This window comes from Neptuniibacter sp. PT8_73 (genome assembly GCF_047778045.1).
Classification (GTDB): domain Bacteria; phylum Pseudomonadota; class Gammaproteobacteria; order Pseudomonadales; family Balneatricaceae; genus Neptuniibacter.
The window spans coordinates 3,152,233-3,170,803 of the sequence record NZ_CP180545.1; the positions used below are offsets into that span (position 1 = coordinate 3,152,233).

The 18,571-nt window shown below is 44.9% G+C and carries 14 protein-coding genes; 4 read left to right on the plus strand and 10 right to left on the minus strand.

The window, feature by feature from the left end:
• Positions 1–9: 9 nt before the first annotated feature.
• Positions 10–450: a DNA polymerase III subunit chi gene (locus tag ACMXYN_RS14275; protein ID WP_415892404.1), complete on the plus strand. Its 441-nt coding sequence runs from the start codon at positions 10–12 to the stop codon at positions 448–450.
• Between the two features lie 281 nt (positions 451–731).
• Here the strand turns inward: ACMXYN_RS14275 and ACMXYN_RS14280 are convergent, their stop codons facing one another.
• Positions 732–1,838, minus strand: a complete 1,107-nt coding sequence (locus ACMXYN_RS14280; RefSeq protein ID WP_415892405.1) for a hypothetical protein — start codon at positions 1,836–1,838, stop codon at positions 732–734.
• Between the two features lie 467 nt (positions 1,839–2,305).
• Between ACMXYN_RS14280 and ACMXYN_RS14285 the strand changes: the two genes are divergently transcribed.
• Complete coding sequence (locus ACMXYN_RS14285) at positions 2,306–5,161, plus strand: valine--tRNA ligase (RefSeq protein WP_415892406.1); 2,856 nt, start codon at positions 2,306–2,308, stop codon at positions 5,159–5,161.
• Between the two features lie 282 nt (positions 5,162–5,443).
• Positions 5,444–5,746, plus strand: coding sequence for a c-type cytochrome (locus tag ACMXYN_RS14290; RefSeq protein WP_415892407.1), 303 nt, complete (start codon positions 5,444–5,446; stop codon positions 5,744–5,746).
• A 130-nt stretch (positions 5,747–5,876) separates the two neighbouring features.
• Here the strand turns inward: ACMXYN_RS14290 and ACMXYN_RS14295 are convergent, their stop codons facing one another.
• The 5 genes from ACMXYN_RS14295 to ACMXYN_RS14315 all read right to left on the minus strand — a co-directional run bounded on the left by ACMXYN_RS14295 (position 5,877) and on the right by ACMXYN_RS14315 (position 14,099).
• The gene (locus ACMXYN_RS14295) at positions 5,877–6,611 is read right to left on the minus strand and encodes a hypothetical protein (protein ID WP_415892408.1); all 735 of its coding nucleotides are present in this window, start codon (positions 6,609–6,611) and stop codon (positions 5,877–5,879) included.
• A gap of 257 nt (positions 6,612–6,868) precedes the next feature.
• Positions 6,869–9,265, minus strand: coding sequence for a hypothetical protein (locus tag ACMXYN_RS14300; protein ID WP_415892409.1), 2,397 nt, complete (start codon positions 9,263–9,265; stop codon positions 6,869–6,871).
• A gap of 69 nt (positions 9,266–9,334) precedes the next feature.
• On the minus strand, positions 9,335–9,970 hold the full coding sequence (locus ACMXYN_RS14305; protein ID WP_415892410.1) for a DUF2726 domain-containing protein: 636 nt from the start codon (positions 9,968–9,970) through the stop codon (positions 9,335–9,337).
• A gap of 392 nt (positions 9,971–10,362) precedes the next feature.
• Positions 10,363–10,890, minus strand: coding sequence for a hypothetical protein (locus tag ACMXYN_RS14310; RefSeq protein ID WP_415892411.1), 528 nt, complete (start codon positions 10,888–10,890; stop codon positions 10,363–10,365).
• A gap of 380 nt (positions 10,891–11,270) precedes the next feature.
• On the minus strand, positions 11,271–14,099 hold the full coding sequence (locus tag ACMXYN_RS14315; protein WP_415892412.1) for an FAD-binding and (Fe-S)-binding domain-containing protein: 2,829 nt from the start codon (positions 14,097–14,099) through the stop codon (positions 11,271–11,273).
• A gap of 411 nt (positions 14,100–14,510) precedes the next feature.
• Between ACMXYN_RS14315 and ACMXYN_RS14320 the strand changes: the two genes are divergently transcribed.
• Complete coding sequence (locus tag ACMXYN_RS14320; RefSeq protein ID WP_415892413.1) at positions 14,511–15,434, plus strand: LysR family transcriptional regulator; 924 nt, start codon at positions 14,511–14,513, stop codon at positions 15,432–15,434.
• Here ACMXYN_RS14320 and ACMXYN_RS14325 read toward each other — a convergent pair.
• The 4 genes from ACMXYN_RS14325 to ACMXYN_RS14340 all read right to left on the minus strand — a co-directional run bounded on the left by ACMXYN_RS14325 (position 15,364) and on the right by ACMXYN_RS14340 (position 18,495).
• Positions 15,364–16,305, minus strand: a complete 942-nt coding sequence (locus tag ACMXYN_RS14325) for a DMT family transporter (protein ID WP_415892414.1) — start codon at positions 16,303–16,305, stop codon at positions 15,364–15,366. The two genes, ACMXYN_RS14320 and ACMXYN_RS14325, sit on opposite strands and share 71 nt — an antisense overlap.
• A gap of 104 nt (positions 16,306–16,409) precedes the next feature.
• Complete coding sequence (locus ACMXYN_RS14330; RefSeq protein WP_415892415.1) at positions 16,410–16,979, minus strand: TetR/AcrR family transcriptional regulator; 570 nt, start codon at positions 16,977–16,979, stop codon at positions 16,410–16,412.
• A 114-nt stretch (positions 16,980–17,093) separates the two neighbouring features.
• Positions 17,094–17,555, minus strand: coding sequence for a DUF302 domain-containing protein (locus ACMXYN_RS14335; RefSeq protein WP_415892416.1), 462 nt, complete (start codon positions 17,553–17,555; stop codon positions 17,094–17,096).
• A 151-nt stretch (positions 17,556–17,706) separates the two neighbouring features.
• Entirely contained in the window at positions 17,707–18,495 is a 789-nt protein-coding gene (locus tag ACMXYN_RS14340; protein WP_415892417.1) for a substrate-binding periplasmic protein, read from the minus strand.
• Between the last annotated feature and the right edge of the window lie 76 nt (positions 18,496–18,571).

Below are 18,571 nucleotides of genomic sequence, written 5' to 3' on the forward strand. Positions count from 1 at the left end.
TAGTAACCGATGACCAGTAAAGCTGATTTCTATGTATTACCTTCTAGCGACCCGGATGCCCGCGGTCGCTTTCTTTGCCGTTTAGTCGAAAAGATCCGTGCGCTAGGGCACCAACTTTACATCCAAACTGCGAATGAAAGTGAAGCCAAACATATTGATCAGCTTCTCTGGGAATACCGCCCCGAAGCATTCATCCCACACCAACTGGTAGGCGAAGATCTCCAAGCCGGTGTACAAATCGGCTGGGATCAACAACGCCCGCTGCATAAAGACGTGTTCGTTAATCTTAACTTAGATATTCCAGAAGACGCGCTAGGATTCGATCGAATCTTAGAAGTCGTCGTGCAAACAGAAGACGTCCTTACCTCAACCCGCAAGAACTACAAGCTCTATCAATCTAATGGCATCCAGATTGATATGCATGATATGCGCCCTAAGCCGAAGGCTTAGAGGACGGCTTCGCCTAGAGGTCGCTTCGCTTGTAGGACGCAGCAAAGCTGCTAGAGGACGCAACTTCGTTGCTAGAGAAAAAGCTGTAACACTTACTGCATACCCCAAGTTAATGCATGATTTTTCTCTATCTCCTTAAAGATCCCCTATTTCTTTCTGATCTCATTCGGGCACCACTTTTCCTGTGTTTTTTAATCTTTTTCTCTAGCTGCGTAACAGCGTCCTTCTTTTCCTCTAGTGGCGAAGCCACGTCCTCTAGCAGCGCAGCTGCGTCCTGCCCTTCAAGCCACAACCGTCCCTTTCCCGCCGGACTTTTTATGCCCACGCGTTTCTTCAATCAGGAACTTAAGCCAGCGCATGTAAGGCGTACCACCAGTGCCTTGTTGGTCATTGCACCGTCGTGCGATGTATTTAATCGCCCAGTGATAATGCACTTCACGGAAGCAGGCCATCAGTTCTAACACAGCATCAAACTTATCGGAATTTGCCACGGTTTTAACATCAGGCATGGCACGTACTTGCTCCAACATAATTCGATGATCGACAGGCATGTACTGACGCATATCGTATAAATGGCGGGTTAAGCGATTATCTTGGTGAGGGATTTTCATAAATTCCGTCAGCAACGGCATGATTGAGCTTTGTGCGCCAGTTTCACCTCGATAGCTGATCGGATCTATATTCACACCTTCATACACCACCTCTTGGAATTGGCCGATATAAGGGCGGAATTTAGAGAAATACAGCTCATCCGACATGCGTTCAGGTATCCGTTGTAATACCTGAATAATCGAGGTCATCGCCATGGCGATCTTATCGAGTGCAGCATCAACATCTCTAGGCTGAACTTCACCTTGCAGACTTAAAACCGCATCTAAAATATCAGCTGCCAAAGCCTCTATTTCGATATGGACCAAGATAAACCAATGCTCATCGTAGAGATGAACAAAGTTCTGAATCGTATCGATATTACCCAGTTGAACTGGCTTACGAATATCAAACCGTCGCCAATTAAACAGCGCGTAACCGTCGTAACTCAGGATGGGTGGTCGCTGCATCAGGTCAGCAATTTTGCATAAGGGACGGGCTAGGTTAGCAGGTAAAGAATGGCAACTTGGTTGCCCTATTTGATTGATATAACCCGACGCGATAAAACCCAACCTGACATAGTAAAGGCACGCTTGCGGCCAGAGATCATCAGGGATATTGATATAGGGCCAATCGGGAACAAACACTCGACGCAAATAGTTTCGAGCATCATTTTCTAATAACAAACTCGGTAACGAATTACCCACCGTATCCAGTACTGCATATGGCTCCCCCAAAACCAACTCAGTCACCGGATCCTGACAAGGTAAAAAACCGCGTGTGGCATAACATTGTTTCATGTTCGTACCTCCGCAATAACTTTGATATTTTTAAGTATAGAAGTAGGACGAAAAACAGGACGGCTTCGCCTAGAGGTCGCTTCGCTTGTAGGACACAGCAAAGCTGCTAGAGGACGCCACTTCGTGGCTAGAGAAAAACCTTAACGCCACCCCATTCTAATCAATTAATGCATGATTTTTATTTACTCCCTTAAAAATTCCGTTTTAAAGCTCTTGTTGATGCATCAACATTACTTTGGTTTTTATCTTTCCCTCTAGCTGCGTAGCAGCGTCCTCTAGCCATGAAATGGCGTCCTCTAGGCGCAGCCGTCCTTCTTTTTACGTTAATAGCAAAGCCGCGCCCTATCGTCTTCCTCGCCCTAGCTACTGCTCACCAATATCCTGTATAATGTTGGACTTTATGCGTGCTGCCCACGGCAACTCTCGGGCGGCCTAATTCGACAGATTTTCAGAAGACTCAGAGCGCAATGGATACGACTTACCAGCCGCACGAAATCGAGAAATCCTGGTACAAAACCTGGGAAGACAACAACTACTTCGCACCTCAAGGCGAAGGTGATTCTTACTGCATCATGATTCCGCCACCGAACGTCACCGGTAGCCTGCACATGGGTCACGCTTTCCAGCACACCATCATGGATGCTCTAACTCGTTACAAGCGTATGCAGGGTAAAAATACTCTGTGGCAGGTAGGTACAGACCACGCGGGTATCGCTACGCAGATGGTTGTTGAGCGTAAGCTTGCGGCTGAAGAGCAAAAGTCTCGTCACGATCTAGGTCGTGATGCCTTTATCGAAAAGATCTGGGAATGGAAAGAAGAGTCCGGCGGTACCATTACTCGCCAGATGCGTCGCCTAGGTAACTCTGTAGATTGGGCGAACGAGCGCTTCACAATGGACTCTGGCTTCTACCACGCAGTTCAAGAAGTATTTATCCGTCTATACGACGAAGGCTTGGTTTACCGCGGCAAGCGCCTAGTAAACTGGGACCCTAAACTTCACACTGCGATCTCTGATCTAGAAGTTGAGAACAAAGAAGTCAAAGGCAAGATGTGGTATCTACGTTACCCACTAGCTGATGGCGTAAAAACTGCGGCTGGCGAAGACCACATCGTTGTAGGTACGACTCGTCCAGAAACAATGCTAGGTGATACTGGTGTTGCGGTTAACCCTGAAGATGAGCGTTACAAAGATCTGATCGGTAAAGAGATCGTTCTTCCGCTTGTTGGCCGCCGTATTCCAATTGTTGGCGACGAACACGCTGACATGGAAAAAGGCACTGGTTGCGTAAAAATCACCCCTGCACACGACTTCAACGATAACGAAGTGGGCAAGCGTTGCAATCTACCAATGATCAACGTCCTAACCTACAACGCTGATATTCGCGAAGAAGGTGAAGGCTTTAACACTGACGGTACGCCAAACAACGATATCGACACTAACATCCCGGAAAAATACCGTGGTATGGAGCGCTTTGCAGCGCGTCGTGAAATCGTTGCAGATTTCGAAGCAGCAGGCCTACTAGTTAAGATCGAAGAAAACGACATGACGGTTCCTTACGGCGACCGTGGTGGCGTAGTTATTGAGCCAATGCTAACTGACCAGTGGTTTGCTGATGCTAAGACACTAGCGAAACCAGCGGTTGAAGCAGTAGAAAAAGGCGATATCAAATTTGTACCACAGCAGTATGAGAACATGTACAACGCTTGGATGCGCGACATTCAAGACTGGTGTATCTCTCGTCAACTTTGGTGGGGACACCGTATCCCAGCCTTCTACGATAACGAAGGCAACGTATACGTAGCGAACGACAAAGAAGCTGCGCGCGAAAAATACGGTCTAGATCCAGAAGTTGAACTACGTCAGGACGATGACGTTCTTGATACATGGTTCAGCTCGGCACTATGGACATTCGGAACACTAGGCTGGCCTGAAAATACTCAGCGCCTACAAACGTTCCACCCGACTGATGTGCTAGTAACAGGTTTCGACATCATCTTCTTCTGGGTAGCCCGCATGATAATGATGACCATGCACTTCATGAAAGATGAAGACGGCAACCCACAAGTACCATTCAAAACTGTTTACGTTACCGGCCTAATCCGTGACGAAAACGGCGACAAGATGTCCAAGTCTAAAGGTAACGTACTGGACCCACTGGACATGATCGACGGCATCGAGCTAGATACGCTGCTAGAAAAGCGTTGCGGCAACATGATGCAGCCACAACTAGCTGAGAAGATCGGCAAACGTACTAAGAAAGAGTTCCCAGAAGGCATTCAGGCACACGGTACTGACGCACTTCGCTTCACCCTTGCTGCACTGGCTTCGACTGGCCGTGACATCAACTGGGATATGAAGCGTCTAGAAGGTTACCGTAACTTCTGTAACAAGATCTGGAACGCAGCACGTTACGTGCTAATGAACACTGAAGGTGAAGATTGCGGCCAGAACAGTGGAGATATCGAACTATCTCTAGCAGATCGCTGGATCGCTAGCCGTCTACAAGCGGTAGAAGCTGAAGTAGTTAAACACTTCGATGAGTACCGTTTCGACATGGCTTCTAAGTCACTATACGACTTCATCTGGAACGACTACTGCGCATGGTACCTAGAACTTTCTAAGCCAGTACTATGGGACGAAGATGCATCCGAAGCAGCTAAGCGCGGTACTCGCCGTACCCTAGTTCGCGTATTGGAAGCAATCCTACGTCTTGCTCACCCAATCATGCCGTACATCACAGAAGAAATCTGGCAGCAGGTTAAAGGTCTAGCGGGTGTTGAAGGCGACACTATCATGACTCAGGCTTACCCTGTACCAAGCACTGACAAGATCGATAGCGATGCGGAAGCAGAGATCGAATGGCTACAAGGCGTTATCACAGGTGTACGTAATATCCGTGGTGAAATGGGTATCTCCCCTGCTAAAGAGCTGGACGTACTGTTCCAGAACGGTGGCGACCTAGACCAACAACGTCTAGAAGCAAACCGTACCTTCCTGTCTAAACTAGCGTCTCTAAGCAGCATCACATGGCTAAATGCCGGTGATGAAGCGCCAATGGCAGCTACTCAGCTAGTAGGCGATATGGAAGTATTGGTACCAATGGCCGGCCTAATCAACAAAGATGCTGAACTTGCTCGTCTACAGAAAGAACTAGACAAGCTACAGAAAGAGATCAGCCGTGTTGAAGGTAAGCTAGGTAACGAGAAGTTCGTATCTAATGCACCAGAAGCAGTTATCGCTAAAGAGCGTGAGAAGCTAGCAGGCTCTCAAGCTGCTTTCGATAAGCTGAAAGAGCAGTACGGTAAGATCGAAGCGCTGTAAAAGCAGATCGCTACGCTTCTAGCACGCTTCGCGCTTAGGACGCGGCTGCGCCGCTAGAGTTGTTAGAAAAAGCGTTAAAGACAATAAAGCCCGAGCAGTTAGTTCTGTTTGGGCTTTTTTATTTCGTCATTCCAGCGAAGGCTGGAATCCAAGGTTTTCAGTGGCTAGAAAAAGCTTAAACACAAAGCCCAGACTCCGATCTGGGCTTTTTTATACATTTCTTTTACTCTGAATCTAGCTCTTTAGGAGCTGCCAATAAAAAATATAAAGTGAGGCACTACAATGAAAAAGATTTTCGCAATCGCGGGTATCGCAGTAATGAGTCTGTCGGGTTCAGTAATAGCTGGCGATATCGCTGCTGGTAAAGCTAAGGCTGCGATGTGCTCGTCCTGTCACGGAGCAAACGGTATTAGCGCACTGCCTATGTATCCAAATCTGGCAGGTCAAAAAGCTGCTTATCTTGCCAAGCAGCTGCACGATTTTAAAAGTGGTATGCGAAAAGACGCAGTGATGGCACCAATATCATCAACGCTTTCAGACGCTGACATCGACAATCTTTCTGCGTACTACAAAAGCCTGAAGTAACGACGAAGCAACCCAATAGCTTCAAGACAACACGATTATCTAAAGCCTGAGCATTGCTCGGGCTTTTTAATAATGGATTTAACTTTGAAGTGAATATGTAAAAATAATGGAGATCTAAAAGGCTATTCTCCTATCGCCCTTCAATCAGAATTCTTCGTCTAAGCGTACCTTCAGGCGCTAACTCAGATACTGCGTTTAGGAAGCGTTGCCTTTCATCGGATGAGAGATAGTTATGCCCGCCCGCTAGCCAAACCTCTTCATTATCCACAACCTTACCGATAATAATGGGGTGCTCAGCATTGAAAGGGCCAAAGAGTGATAGTCCCTCATTACAAGGCGTATACCAAGCGACATTATCTCGTCGAGAAAGCACGCGCTTAACCAAACGCGGATCATCGAAGTGAATTAAGTTAGCAAAACCTAGTTCTACCAATTTCTGTTGATGAGAGGAACCACGCCAAACCATAATCCCTTCGGCACGCTTTGCCTCCTCAAAGGAATTCATAGGCTGAGTCGAGGAAATAAAACAGATCGGTACTTCCCACAGCTTCGCCAGCCAACTAAATCGCTCTTCTCGCTCCGTAGTACGAGTCAGCGGAAATAGAAGATATTCCTTAGATTTTTCCGTCTCTAAAACAGCGCGGGACCACGGCACGATGCGGTAATCTATTGTTACTTCAGCTTTGCTCGCGGCTTGTGCAAAGAAATCTGGATAGATCCCTTCCACCCCATTCTCAGTCTTTTCCAAAAGGCCGGACATGAGTTCCGTAGAGACGAGCGTCACTCCTGAATGATCATCTGCCCACGCAGAGTTATTTACATTCAGTATCAAAAACAGAGAGAGACAGAGGGTTCTGATCTTCACTAGGGCTCCATCACTAGATCTACAAAAAGCTGTATGTAGTCTAGCAATGAAATGAGGGGCTCGCTTTGGATCAGAGCGCTTCGCTATAGATCAGACCGCTACGCTTCTAGAACGCTTCGCGCTAGGACGCGGCTACGCCGCTAGAGTGGTTAGAAAAAGACTTAAAAGCAAAAAACCAGACAAGGGGTTGTCTGGTTTTTTATTGCATTAATAAGGAGAAGGGAGTTACCTACTGTACTAAGATAATCAAATCCATATTAGGGATTAGAAGCAATAAAGCTTTCCCTATTTCTATGATAAAGGGTCATTTTATCGCATATCTCTTTCCTAAGTGGTAATTCATGATAGTAGCCAAAGATCCCCTCAAGTTTAATTTCTAAATCACTTTTACCTTCCTCAAAATCTTTGATTGTTCTTTCAATAATTGGTACGGAATTAACTCCAACGTATTTCTCAGTAAAATCTAAAATCGAACGCTTCAAATGATCATAAAAACTATCCATAGGGTCTATATTAACCCCTAAATTTTCTAGTGATTCATAAACTGAGTTACAGCGCTTTTTCTCGTACTTCAAACCGACCTTAAGAACTTCGTAAAATTTCAAAACCTGCACTGCTTTATACACCAGAAATTTTTCTTTTTTATCCTTAGTATTTTTATGAAAGTTTTTTATGAATTCATGCACTGAATAGTTAGAGTTCTTTTTAAATTCTGAATAAATTTCTCGGGGAAATTCAAGCCACTTATCTTCAACAACAACCATCAAATAACCAAAATCCCAGAAAATATGTTCATCTAACATATAATTAAGCCGGGAAGCAGGAATTACTGTCACCCCTCGATCAAAGCCAAACTTTATAAGTCTGCCGTGATCTACCTTCGAAGCATGTAGCAGGGCAAGTTTAACAAGGGATTCTTCATAGTGGTTTGAGGTTTCCTTTGTTTTGGAAACAAAAAGTTCAACTACATCACTAAAGTTGACCTGCCTATCATTATCACAATGCATCTTTACTATATACTGGCATAGAAAATACTTAAGCCAATAGCTCTGAAGGTGATCATTAAAAAGCCACTGTTTATCTTCATTTTCTTCTAACGAACAGCCCGCATCATTTGCAGCAGGGTCTTTATTTACGAGGTATATGTTCGATATACCTTCATCAGCTTGCGAGTAATCGGGATTACCATCAATATACTGATACAGACGTAGTAAACCAGGATTTGCTGCTACTCCTGATAAAAGTTTGTAACCACTTACCCCACTTTGCTGAGCCAGATCGGATAATTTCGCTATTGCATTTATTAAATGCCTTACACCATGAACACTTACTTTTATATTTTTATCATAATCCAAGTCGCCTTTACTCAATTTATCGGAAAGAGCTTTTAAATGAGATTTATCTTCTGACCCAACCTGCGATATGACAACATCAACTTGCCGCTTAATTATCTCCGATATCGTATTACAATCCGTCTTTTCTATCTCTATACGATAAGAATCTCTTATAGGCCTCCCACCAATAACTTCATCAATTAATCTAACGGTACTTTTTCGCGCGATCAGCAATACAAGTGTATTAGCTACCTGCGTTGGTAATGAAATAGGAATATTACGATGAAATTCACATAATTCTCTAAATAAGAGCCGATAGCGCTCTTCGTACATTTTTTGTGGATCACCTCGATAAGTTAAAACATGCCTAGCAAAAACAGTATATAGATGATCTAACTCGTCTAATGAAATAATCACACTTATTCCTAATGAATAACAGCAAGACACCGCCTCTTCAAAGGTTAAGTTCTTTTCAACACCCCTAATTTTATATTTGCATAAGAACTCTACTACTTTCTCTTTAATAAACTCCATTACTTTTGAAACAAACATTTCATTACTGACATTGCTATGAAATGATTTACTCAAACTCATTTTCTCTTCCAGCAATGACCGTACATCTATAACAATAAAGGCTACCTTTGATTTAAGGTGTTTATTATTTGCTCCAAAAAAACTACCAACTGAATGAATCAAAGTACTTTTGCCACACCCAACCTTTCCTGTGACCGCGACCATTTGTGGTTCTGACTCATAAATTGCATTAAGAATAACGCCTTGAGCTATAAAACTTGAGCTAACATTTTCAATAGAAGAATTTAGAGAATTTCCGCTTCTCTTTGAGAGCGGAGCTTTTGATAGGTCAACAGAAAAATCAACTATGCATTTACGGATAAATTTAATCGCATCCTTCTGAAGGATACTTTTATTTTGAGAGACAGGTATAAATTTAATCTGCCCTCCCGAAGTATTAAAGGTGCCATATGTATTAGGAACTTCAATAACACCAAGTAGACTTCTTTGAACCAAGTGATCCCTTGGTGTTACAGCTTCATTTTCACTCTTAAGCTTTTGGTGGTATATGAAAAACTCCCCCCTTCTTGGAAAGTCCTTCAACTCAAACAACTTAATAAACCTTGACCAATACCCTTTCTTATAAGCGAAGAAAGCACCAATAATAAGGGCAATAAGCAATGCGTATATATTCTCCAAAAGATTCTCAAGTAACCAATATGCATCATAGAATGTTTCGTCTAAAACACCTGCAATATCTTTATCTTTTGCTAAAGCCCCAGGTTTTTGATCTATATTATCTGCCAAAGTTTTACCTACCAATAATATATTGAGAATTTTAAAGCCTATAATTAAAAGAATTCAAAGCCTTTTAACCTATCGACCTATTTCACCGACCGACATATCAGTAACGCCAGAGTTAATCACTTCTAACTCCTTAATAGGCTCGATCTTTACCTTTTTCACTTTCTGCGAACCAACTTCCTGACCAAGCGCAGGCTCGGCCTGTGTTTGTGCAAAACGTTTAGAAAGCACCGCCTTAACCTCTTCAAGCTTGTAACTTCGTTTCGCAGGTACACGAATCAGAGGCAGGTTGGCGTCTTGGCAGACGCTTTCTAAAAGCTGGTCACGCTGTTGACGTTTTTTCTGGCTGTGACTTTTGTCATCTAGCTCGATAGCACAAACAGGTTTAAGCGTATCGACGGTGCAGATCACATAATCGAAGTGTTTTGCTTTGATGGGATTAAAAGCCTTCTGCCATTCGCTACGATTTTGAGTTGGGTTGGGCTCAAAAATATCCGCTACTCGGACTTTGCCAAATACGCGGTGCTGTTTAGGGTCAATACATTGATCCAACACACCTAAGAACGAGCGCTCAGCTTCTGTGAATAAGGTTTTCTTTTGGCGATAACCTAAAGCATTTTCTGAAGAGTCACTGCTTTGTGCAGCAAACTTCTTTAACAAGATCAGTGCGACAAACATCAACACTGCAAAGATCAAAATCCATTCCATCGTCTTTCCTTTTGACGAAGATAATCCACGGCCTACTTGGCCTTATTTCAAACAAGAATGCCTATACATTAGCGTTTATACAACTACACAAATTGATAAGAATCAGTTGAAGGAGGGAAAGGAATGATAAATAAAGATGAGGTAATTTATGACGGCCTGATCGTTTTTCAGCAAAAACTAGATTCCAGCCTTCGCTGGAAAGACAGCGGTTTGAAGATATCCCAATGCCTTCAAACGAGTTAAAACGCTTTCCCTCTAGCAGCGCAGCTGCGTCCTCTAGCCACGAAGTGGCGTCCTAAAAGCGAAGCGTTCTCTAGGCGCAGCCGTCCTCTAGCCGCGAAGCGGCGTCCTAGCCACTCGCAGGCGAAGCCTGTATAGCCTTAGCATATCGCTTATCTTCCGCGCTTATTATCATTTATCTCTCCATAGAATATTTTGCGGGAATCCTTTCCCTCAGTTTCTAAAATGTAATACGTAGATGATTGCTCATTTTTATCCGTAAAGAAGATGCGTTCTCGCCCATCTTGCTCTTTCTGATATATCGCAAAATAGCTTTCGTGTTCTAAGTAGTCAGTTGAAACAACACTTTCCGACAATACTAACTTTGCTTGTCCAATATCCTGAATTTCTGGCTTGCGAGTCCCATAAAGTTGATCAAGATACTCTTGGGTAGTTATGCCCCGCAGTTCTATTTCCTCCTCAGCACTAAGCACTTGAATGCTGACATAGCCTTCATCACTGTTTAATAACAGAAATTCGCCAATGGCTAGCTGATCGTTATTTTGGACATCTAGTTTGAGAGTAGTTTCTGCCAGAGGAAGTTGAACAACAACATGTTGCTGGGGTGCAGTAGACGCGCATCCTGCAAGTAGGGTAGCGGTGGTTAGACAGAGAAAAATCCTTTTCCAATATAAGAACATCTAATCAAATCCTTTGATCTGTTTCTGATAAAGAGGGCTACATGCTAGGTGATTGATGGGAAAGAATCTATTAGTTAAATTCTTAAATATTAAAAACACCCTTCGCTTTTCCTCTAGCAGCGCAGCTGCGTCCTCTAGCCACGAAGTGGCGTCCTAAAAGCGGAGCGTTCTCTAGCGTCAGCGTCCTTGTTATTTCTAACCACTCGCAGACAAAGCCTGTTCTAGCTACTCACTGCTGGCAAGGTAAGAAAGGAATTTGAAGATATAAAAAAGCTGAAACCTGAGGGCGTCAGGTTTCAGCCAAAAACATCCCTGTAATTACTTGAACAGTTTTTTTCTCTAGCCGCGAAGCGGCGTCCTAAAAGCGAAGCGTTCTGCCCCTACCCCTTCCTCTCAGTACACTGGTCTACTAGGTAGACAATGGACTGGTAGTCAATACCGGAGTGGTGGCTTAGGCCGATTTCGCAGGTACGGCTGGTCGAATAACCGCTGCTGCAACCTTCAACTTGGTCAGCGAGTGTGTGTAGTGCTGATTCATTTAGTTCAGGGGTAGTGAAGCCTTTGTCACCGGCAAAACCACAGCAGGTAATCTGATCAGGAACCACGACATTGGTGCTGCAGGCGTTCATCACTTCGACGATTTTTTGGTCCAGACCTAAGCGACGTGCGGAGCAGGTTATGTGAAGGGCAACTTTGTCATCCACAGGGTTGAAGTCCAGTTTGTCCATCATAAAGGTGTGAATAAAGTCGACCGGCTCATACAGCTTGATACGAGAATCTAGATTCTCTTTTAGCTGCATCGTACATGGACTAGTGTCACAGTAGACAGGAATCTCTCCGCCATTACTCGCTTCTAGCAGCATATCGACTGTTTCAGCAGCTTTAGCTTCGGCCTGGTTAAACATGCCTTTACTCTTAAACGGCATACCGCAGCATTGCTCTTTAAGGTTTTGTGGATAGATAACTTCAAACCCTGCTTTGCGTAGCAGCGCTTCTGTTTTGTCCACTAGCGAGGTTTGTTCTTCTGCACCACGCGCTGGTCCCATAGTACGGCTAGCACAGCTTGGCAGGTAAACCACCTTCAGTTTGTTACCTGAGGTATTTGTTGGCTGAGCTGGTTGGCGCTTTTCCGTCTCCAGTTTAGGTGCCGGCGTCGGCATCTCTGGGCTCCAGTAACCAATCTTATTGCCAGAGAGTTTGCGGGCAGTACGTGTTACCGCACCCATCGCTTTACTACCCAGCAAGCCGTGACTCATATCAGCTACACCAAAGGCGGTTTTCGCCGCTTTGGTAACCGTACCAAAGTTATTAGCGATCCATTCGGACATACCTTCACGGCTGGCGTGACGTTCGTGGCGAAGCTGTCGAACCAAATCACCGGTATTAATGCCTACAGGACAAACAGTTGAGCACAAGCCACAGCCAGCACAGGTATCTACTGCCATATAGTCATATTCATCAGCGAAAGCTTGCTGGTTTTCACCCTCTAACAACGCCAGTTCGCGCTTGCCGATAATACGCTGGCGCGGGCTGAGTGTTAGATTTTTCGATGGGCACATACGCTCACAGAAACCACACTCGATACACTGATCAACAATATCGCTCACTGCCTTCATCGGCTTCAGGTTACTGATATGCAGCTTTGGATTTTGCGTGATCATGACATCCGGGTTTAGGATGCCTTGTGGATCAAAGATACGCTTGATCTCCAACATGGCGCTGTAGGCTTCATCACCCCACTCTTTCTGGACGAAAGGAGCCATGTTACGACCGGTGCCATGTTCCGCTTTTAGAGAGCCATCGTATTTGTTAACAACGACATCGCAGACTTCATCGATAAAGCGTTCGTAACGATCGACCTCTTCTTTACTGCTAAAGCCTTGAGAGAAGATAAAGTGCAGGTTGCCATCTAATGCGTGGCCGTAGATAACACCGTCATCATAACCAAACTTCTGCATCAACTGCTGGAGATCCACCAATGCATCCGCTAGCGTTTCGATTGGGAAAGCTACGTCTTCGATCAGCGCTGTTGTGCCTTTCGGACGCGTTGCACCCACCGCAGGGAAGATCCCTTTACGCACATTCCAGTACGCCTGATATTCCGAGGGTTTATCGGTAAAGCTAGCAGGTACAACCAATTCCAGATCGTCGATCTCAGTAAGAATCGTCGCGATATGACTTTCTAGAACCTCTTGCTCATCGGCTTCGGCTTGAACCAAGATCGCTGTCGCACCTTCTGGTACACCTTGGATATAACTTGGTACACCATCCATGTGCTGTACCGCTTTAAGGGCAAAATAGTCGATCATCTCTGCTGCAGATACCGGCGTTTTATTTAGCTTAAAACGCGTAACCGCAATACTTGCTGTACGGATATCAGGGAAGACCAAAAACGCAGAGGCTTTTAGCGGGTACTTACGAATCGTGTTGTGAGTGATCTCGGAGATAAAGCCTAGCGTACCTTCAGACCCAATCATCAAACGCCCGATGATATCAATCGGATCATCCCACTCGATTAGAGAACGCAAACCATAACCAGTGGTGTTTTTAACTTCGTATTTGCGCAGGATACGTTTGCTTAACGCGGTGTTACTGCGCAGCTTTTTGGAAAGCGCTTCTACGTCGGCAATCATACCAGCATGACTCACGCGAAACGCTTCACGGCTCTCTTCGGAGCCTGTATCCAGAACAGTGCCGTCTAACAATACAAAACGAGCTGAATCCATCACACCGTACGTGTCCATAGAGTTCATGCCCGCCGCATTGTTAATAGCGATACCACCCACAGTAGCCGCATCGATCGACGCTGGCATCGGTGCGAGTTGACGCTCTAATGGCGCGAGATAACGGTTGGCATCGCCTCCCAGCACACCACACTGCATGCGGATCTTTTTACCCGACTCTAGAATCTCATAGTCTTTCCAATCCGGTGTTAGGGAAAGCATGATTGAGTTGGTAATGGACTGACCTGACAGGCTGGTACCTGATGCACGGAACGTAATCGGCAGATTCAGTTTTGTCGCTAAAGCCATCAGACGGATCACTTCGGACTCTTCCGCCACTTGCACAATCACCTTCGGTAGCAAGCGATAGAAGCTTGCATCTGTACCGTAAGCAAGGGTACGAAGGTAATCAGTAATAATCCGCTTTTCCGGAATAAACTTAGCGGCTTCAGCAATAAATTCTTGGTATTTATCCTGTTCCTGCATGATGCGATCCTGTCAGTTGAGCTTATGGGAACCTACTGATAAGTCTCATACTTTCTCAGTGAGCTATAAAACGACCAGATACGCGAAAGTCAGTGCAGCGAAATGTCTGGACCTTTTCAAGCTGACTGACAAAGTAGATGGTCGTTTTAGAGCCCACCCTACGGGGCTTACAGAGCAACCGAATCACTTTGTTAATGATTTTCGACAGGCAACCAGCATGCCTGTAATCATTGCCTCGTGCTTCAATTGCTCTTTAAGCCTGTACCCAAGGGGCATAGCAAAGTCGTATAGGACTTATTCGTAGGTTCCCTAGTTATTATGTTTTTGAGATAGGTTAGCTCAAACGCTATAATTAAATTAGCGTGCACAATCGAATTTAATTGATTCCAAATATTAAATAATAAGACCGATATGAATAATCTGGATGATATGCTGCTGTTCGCCCAAGTGGTGAAACTCAAATCTTTCCGCGCGGTAGCGGAACAAAGGGGCATTGCGAGCTCTGTAGTGAGCAAACATATTTCGCGGTTGGAGAAGCATTTAGGTGTGCAGTTGCTGATCCGCACTACCCGAAAGCTGAACCTTACAGAAGCGGGTGAAGAGTTTTATCACCACTGTCAGCAACTAGAGAGTGGTGTCGCGCTAGCCGAGCAAGCGGTATCTCAACATGCTGAGCAACCTCAGGGCCTTTTACGTATTGCCGCGCCGATGATCTCGGGTCAGTTCTTCCTTCCTGCCGTCGTCGATGAGTATCTAAAACGCTATCCAGAGATGAAGGTTGAGATGGTGATTAAGGATAGCTTTCAAGATCTGATATCAAACGGTTTTGATCTAGCTATTCGTACAGGCACCCTATCCGATTCGACCTTGCGTGCCCGTCTTTTAGTGCAATCCCGTTGGTACGCTTATGCTTCGCCAGAGTATTTAAAAGAACACGGCACGCCTAACAAGGTGACCGATCTGGATGAGCACAACTGCCTGCAGTTTAAGTATCAAGAAACCGGCCCTCATGACTGGCCAATCACGGTGAAAGGCCAGCCAGATCGCATCAAAGTAAATGGTCGCTTTCAGGCGAGCTCATTAGTCACCCTAAGAGAATCCGCAATTGCCGGTACTGGGATTGCATTTATGCCAGTCTTCCTCGTGCGTGACGAGGTAGCCCGCGGCGAACTTGTCCCAGTATTACAGGAATGGGTCTACCGCGATGTCGGCATTTACGCGATCTACCCCAATATTCGCTATGTGCCGCGTAAGATCAGTGCCTTTATTGAGCTTCTAGCGGAAGCTTATGAGGAGCATTGCTGCGCTTTTCATTCGCAACGTTTTCATGAGTAATAGCCTCTTTCGACCTGACATTGGCCACTAATATGCCGACGACCACCACTGCAAAACCGCCCCAGTCAGCCAGGGTTGGTATTTGTTCAAATAGAGGCCATGCGATTAGCGCTGCCGCTACCGGTATACCATAAAAAACGCTGGCGACTTGAGAAGCACTGTTTCGATTAATCAAGATATAGAGCAAGCTCACCGCCCCTAAAGATACGCCCACCGCCATCCAGAAAATCGCCAAGACAAGATCTAAATGCCACTGCATCTGCATCGTTTCGAATTGAAAAGCTAACAACAACATCACGGGAACTGTACCTAATACCTGCAATGCTCCACCGCTGATCAAGTGCATATCAGCACAGTGCTTTTTCTGAATTAACTGCCCTAGCGATAACCCCAATAGTCCAAGCAGAGCCCAGACTAGTGTCGTCCAGCTAATCCCTTCAACAGCTAGCCCATCAGCAACTACAACCGCTACACCACTGATCCCTATAAGCAAACCCAGCCAGCGCCACCCCGTGACTTGCTCTTTCAAATATGGTCCAGCCAACACTGTGACTAACAGTGGCTGCAACGCAATAATCAAGGCACAAACGGCAGGCTTCATTCCCAAATACAGGGCATAAAACACGCCTACCGAAAATAGGCCCTGCATTAAGATTCCGGTTACTAAAATCCACCTAGGATTTTTCGGCCAAGGTGCACTGAGCAATACAGCCCCTAATGCAAGCAAACCACCCGCAATCGCAAAACGCACAGCTAAAAAGGTAAACGGTTCACTGTAACCAAGGCCAAGCTTCGCCCCAACGAATCCAGATCCATACACCACTATAAATAGCAGCATCAGTATGATGTTCTGGTTCAGATAAACTTTCATATTGCCTCCTTAACTATGCCTCTAGAAAACCTGTACATACCAGTAGGTACAATCCATATTTCAAAAAAAGCCTGTAACTAAACAGGCTGTTTCTCAACGATTTTTTAGTTCGTTTTCAGTGCCGCCAACATATCTAAGAAACTCTCGCAGACATCACCCACCGTATCATCTTGCTGCACCGCTCGCCCTACAACAAAGCCGCCCTGTAAGACACTCAAGGTTAACTTAGCCAAAGCTTCCGGTTTATGGATCTTTACTAATGCACCGGATGATTGTGCCTCGCTATAAATCGCAGTGAAGCGTTTATGCATTGTGGAAAAGTAACGTTCCAAAGGAGCTAACAGTTGTTCATCTTCGACCGATGGATCTTGAACGATTCGCCCCATACGGCAGCCCTTCAACGCATGTCGTGGCAATCGCAAATAAGCGCTGACTTGAGCTAACCAATCCCCATCCGTTTGCGCAATGATCTGATCAAACTCAGCAATCAGGTCATCCGTTCGGGATTCCATCGCAGCAATCGCCAGATCCTTCTTGCCTTTAAAATGGTGATAGAAGCTGCCTTTACCCACACCACTGCGCTCTAACACCTGATTAGGACTAGTAGCATCATAGCCCCGCTCCCAAAGCAGTAGCTTCATGGTATCGATCAATAACTCACGTGTAGCAGCCATAACTGAGTGTGCTCAATAATTAAGTAACAAACATACTAGTAGGTACAGAAAATTTATGCAAGGTAGCTCTTTTCATCTAGCGACTAGCAAGCGAAGCGATCTAACAACTGATTTTTACTCCGTCGCCGCCTTTGCAAACTTACCCAAAGCACCTGACACTTTGTTTAGTACTTCATCGCAACCTTGAATATTGTGGCGCTTAGCTAAGTGAGCTGGATCGTTATAACTTAACCAAACAGAGCCATCCGCGTCTTCCCAGATCAGTGCTTTCTGCGGCAGATCGATCGCGACACTTTGTGCACAGAGCATCAATGGCGTACCCACTTTTGGATTTCCGAAAAGTACCAACTGCGTATCTCGTAACTCCTTACCAATTTTTTCGGCGCCAGCGCTGTGATCAATTCGAGCAAATACGGTCATGCCTTTAGCATTTAAAACCGTTTCTAATTTTTCTGCAGTTTGAACCACGCTGTGCTGGCTTTTTACATTGACCATGCCATCTCCAGCTTGAACTGAAGCACTCATTGCAACGCCTAGAGCAACAGTGCCTGCTACCGTACCTGTAATTTTTCCCATCTTTCATCTCCCTATTCATAATCTCTAATTGCTTAGCTCGGACAAGCAAAATAGCGATTAATTCAATTTAGGCGATATATGGAATTTAGCTATTTAAGATAGAGACAGGCATAAAGGGGAGACAAACCTTCCAGAAGAAGAGTGTTAACTTTTACATTAGGTATTTGCTGTAAATTTGTTCGTATTTCTCGGATGCTTTCACTTTTTCCAAAGCCGCCTGCCAACGCTCGATCACGCTATCAGGGATCTCTTTAGAGCAAGCAATATAGAGAGGAAATTCGAGTAGTTTTACGCCAGTAGCTACCAAAGAATCCACAGGTTTATCGATCTGTTTCAGATAGTAAGCAACGCCTAAAGGACTGGTATTTACAGCAAGCTCAGCTCTGTTTGAAAACAACAGACTAAATTGGCGATCTCTAGCAGAGAGCTTAATCACATTAGTGATATCTAACTCATCCACCTTATTTGCAACCAACCCTTTATAAGGAACAGTAATGTTATTCGCTTGCTTTATGTCATCAATTGTTTGGTAGGTTTGAGGATTATCTTTACGTTTATAAAAATAGATGGCCTCTTGGGATATAGGACCGATCCACTTAAACTTATCTTCCCTTTCTGGTGTCCGAAACAAAGAGAAGTACATCACATTGGGCAAGGTTTCCAACATCCGGTCACCTCTGACACCTGGATAAATCGATATGGAATATTGTTCACCTAGCTCATCCATTACCGCTTGGACAATTTCGATTGAAAACCCTTTGAGCTCGCCATTTTCTTCGTAATTGTATGGCGCCCAATCCTCGGTAATAACTTTTAAATCCGGCTGAGCCGCAACTTGGTAGCTATAGAAAGAAACAATCCAGATCAGCATTAAGCGCAATAAGGCGGCTTTTATCTGCGCCAAATCCATGTTCACATTGAAGAAGTCACAGTTACGCATAAGTTCAATTTTTCTTATTGGATGAGTAACAAATTTAAGTATAGACGCTTTATTAAAGCGCTCAGTACTACCCGTT

Excerpts from the sequence above, each read along its gene's own strand:
- ACMXYN_RS14275 (WP_415892404.1), top strand. The coding sequence starts at position 10 with ATGACCAGTAAAGCTGATTTCTATGTATTACCTTCTAGCGACCCGGAT.
- ACMXYN_RS14280 (WP_415892405.1), bottom strand. The coding sequence starts at position 1,838 with ATGAAACAATGTTATGCCACACGCGGTTTTTTACCTTGTCAGGATCCG.
- ACMXYN_RS14285 (WP_415892406.1), top strand. The coding sequence starts at position 2,306 with ATGGATACGACTTACCAGCCGCACGAAATCGAGAAATCCTGGTACAAA.
- ACMXYN_RS14290 (WP_415892407.1), top strand. The coding sequence starts at position 5,444 with ATGAAAAAGATTTTCGCAATCGCGGGTATCGCAGTAATGAGTCTGTCG.
- ACMXYN_RS14305 (WP_415892410.1), bottom strand. The coding sequence starts at position 9,970 with ATGGAATGGATTTTGATCTTTGCAGTGTTGATGTTTGTCGCACTGATC.
- ACMXYN_RS14310 (WP_415892411.1), bottom strand. The coding sequence starts at position 10,890 with ATGTTCTTATATTGGAAAAGGATTTTTCTCTGTCTAACCACCGCTACC.
- ACMXYN_RS14315 (WP_415892412.1), bottom strand. The coding sequence starts at position 14,099 with ATGCAGGAACAGGATAAATACCAAGAATTTATTGCTGAAGCCGCTAAG.
- ACMXYN_RS14320 (WP_415892413.1), top strand. The coding sequence starts at position 14,511 with ATGAATAATCTGGATGATATGCTGCTGTTCGCCCAAGTGGTGAAACTC.
- ACMXYN_RS14325 (WP_415892414.1), bottom strand. The coding sequence starts at position 16,305 with ATGAAAGTTTATCTGAACCAGAACATCATACTGATGCTGCTATTTATA.
- ACMXYN_RS14330 (WP_415892415.1), bottom strand. The coding sequence starts at position 16,979 with ATGGCTGCTACACGTGAGTTATTGATCGATACCATGAAGCTACTGCTT.
- ACMXYN_RS14335 (WP_415892416.1), bottom strand. The coding sequence starts at position 17,555 with ATGGGAAAAATTACAGGTACGGTAGCAGGCACTGTTGCTCTAGGCGTT.
- ACMXYN_RS14340 (WP_415892417.1), bottom strand. The coding sequence starts at position 18,495 with ATGCGTAACTGTGACTTCTTCAATGTGAACATGGATTTGGCGCAGATA.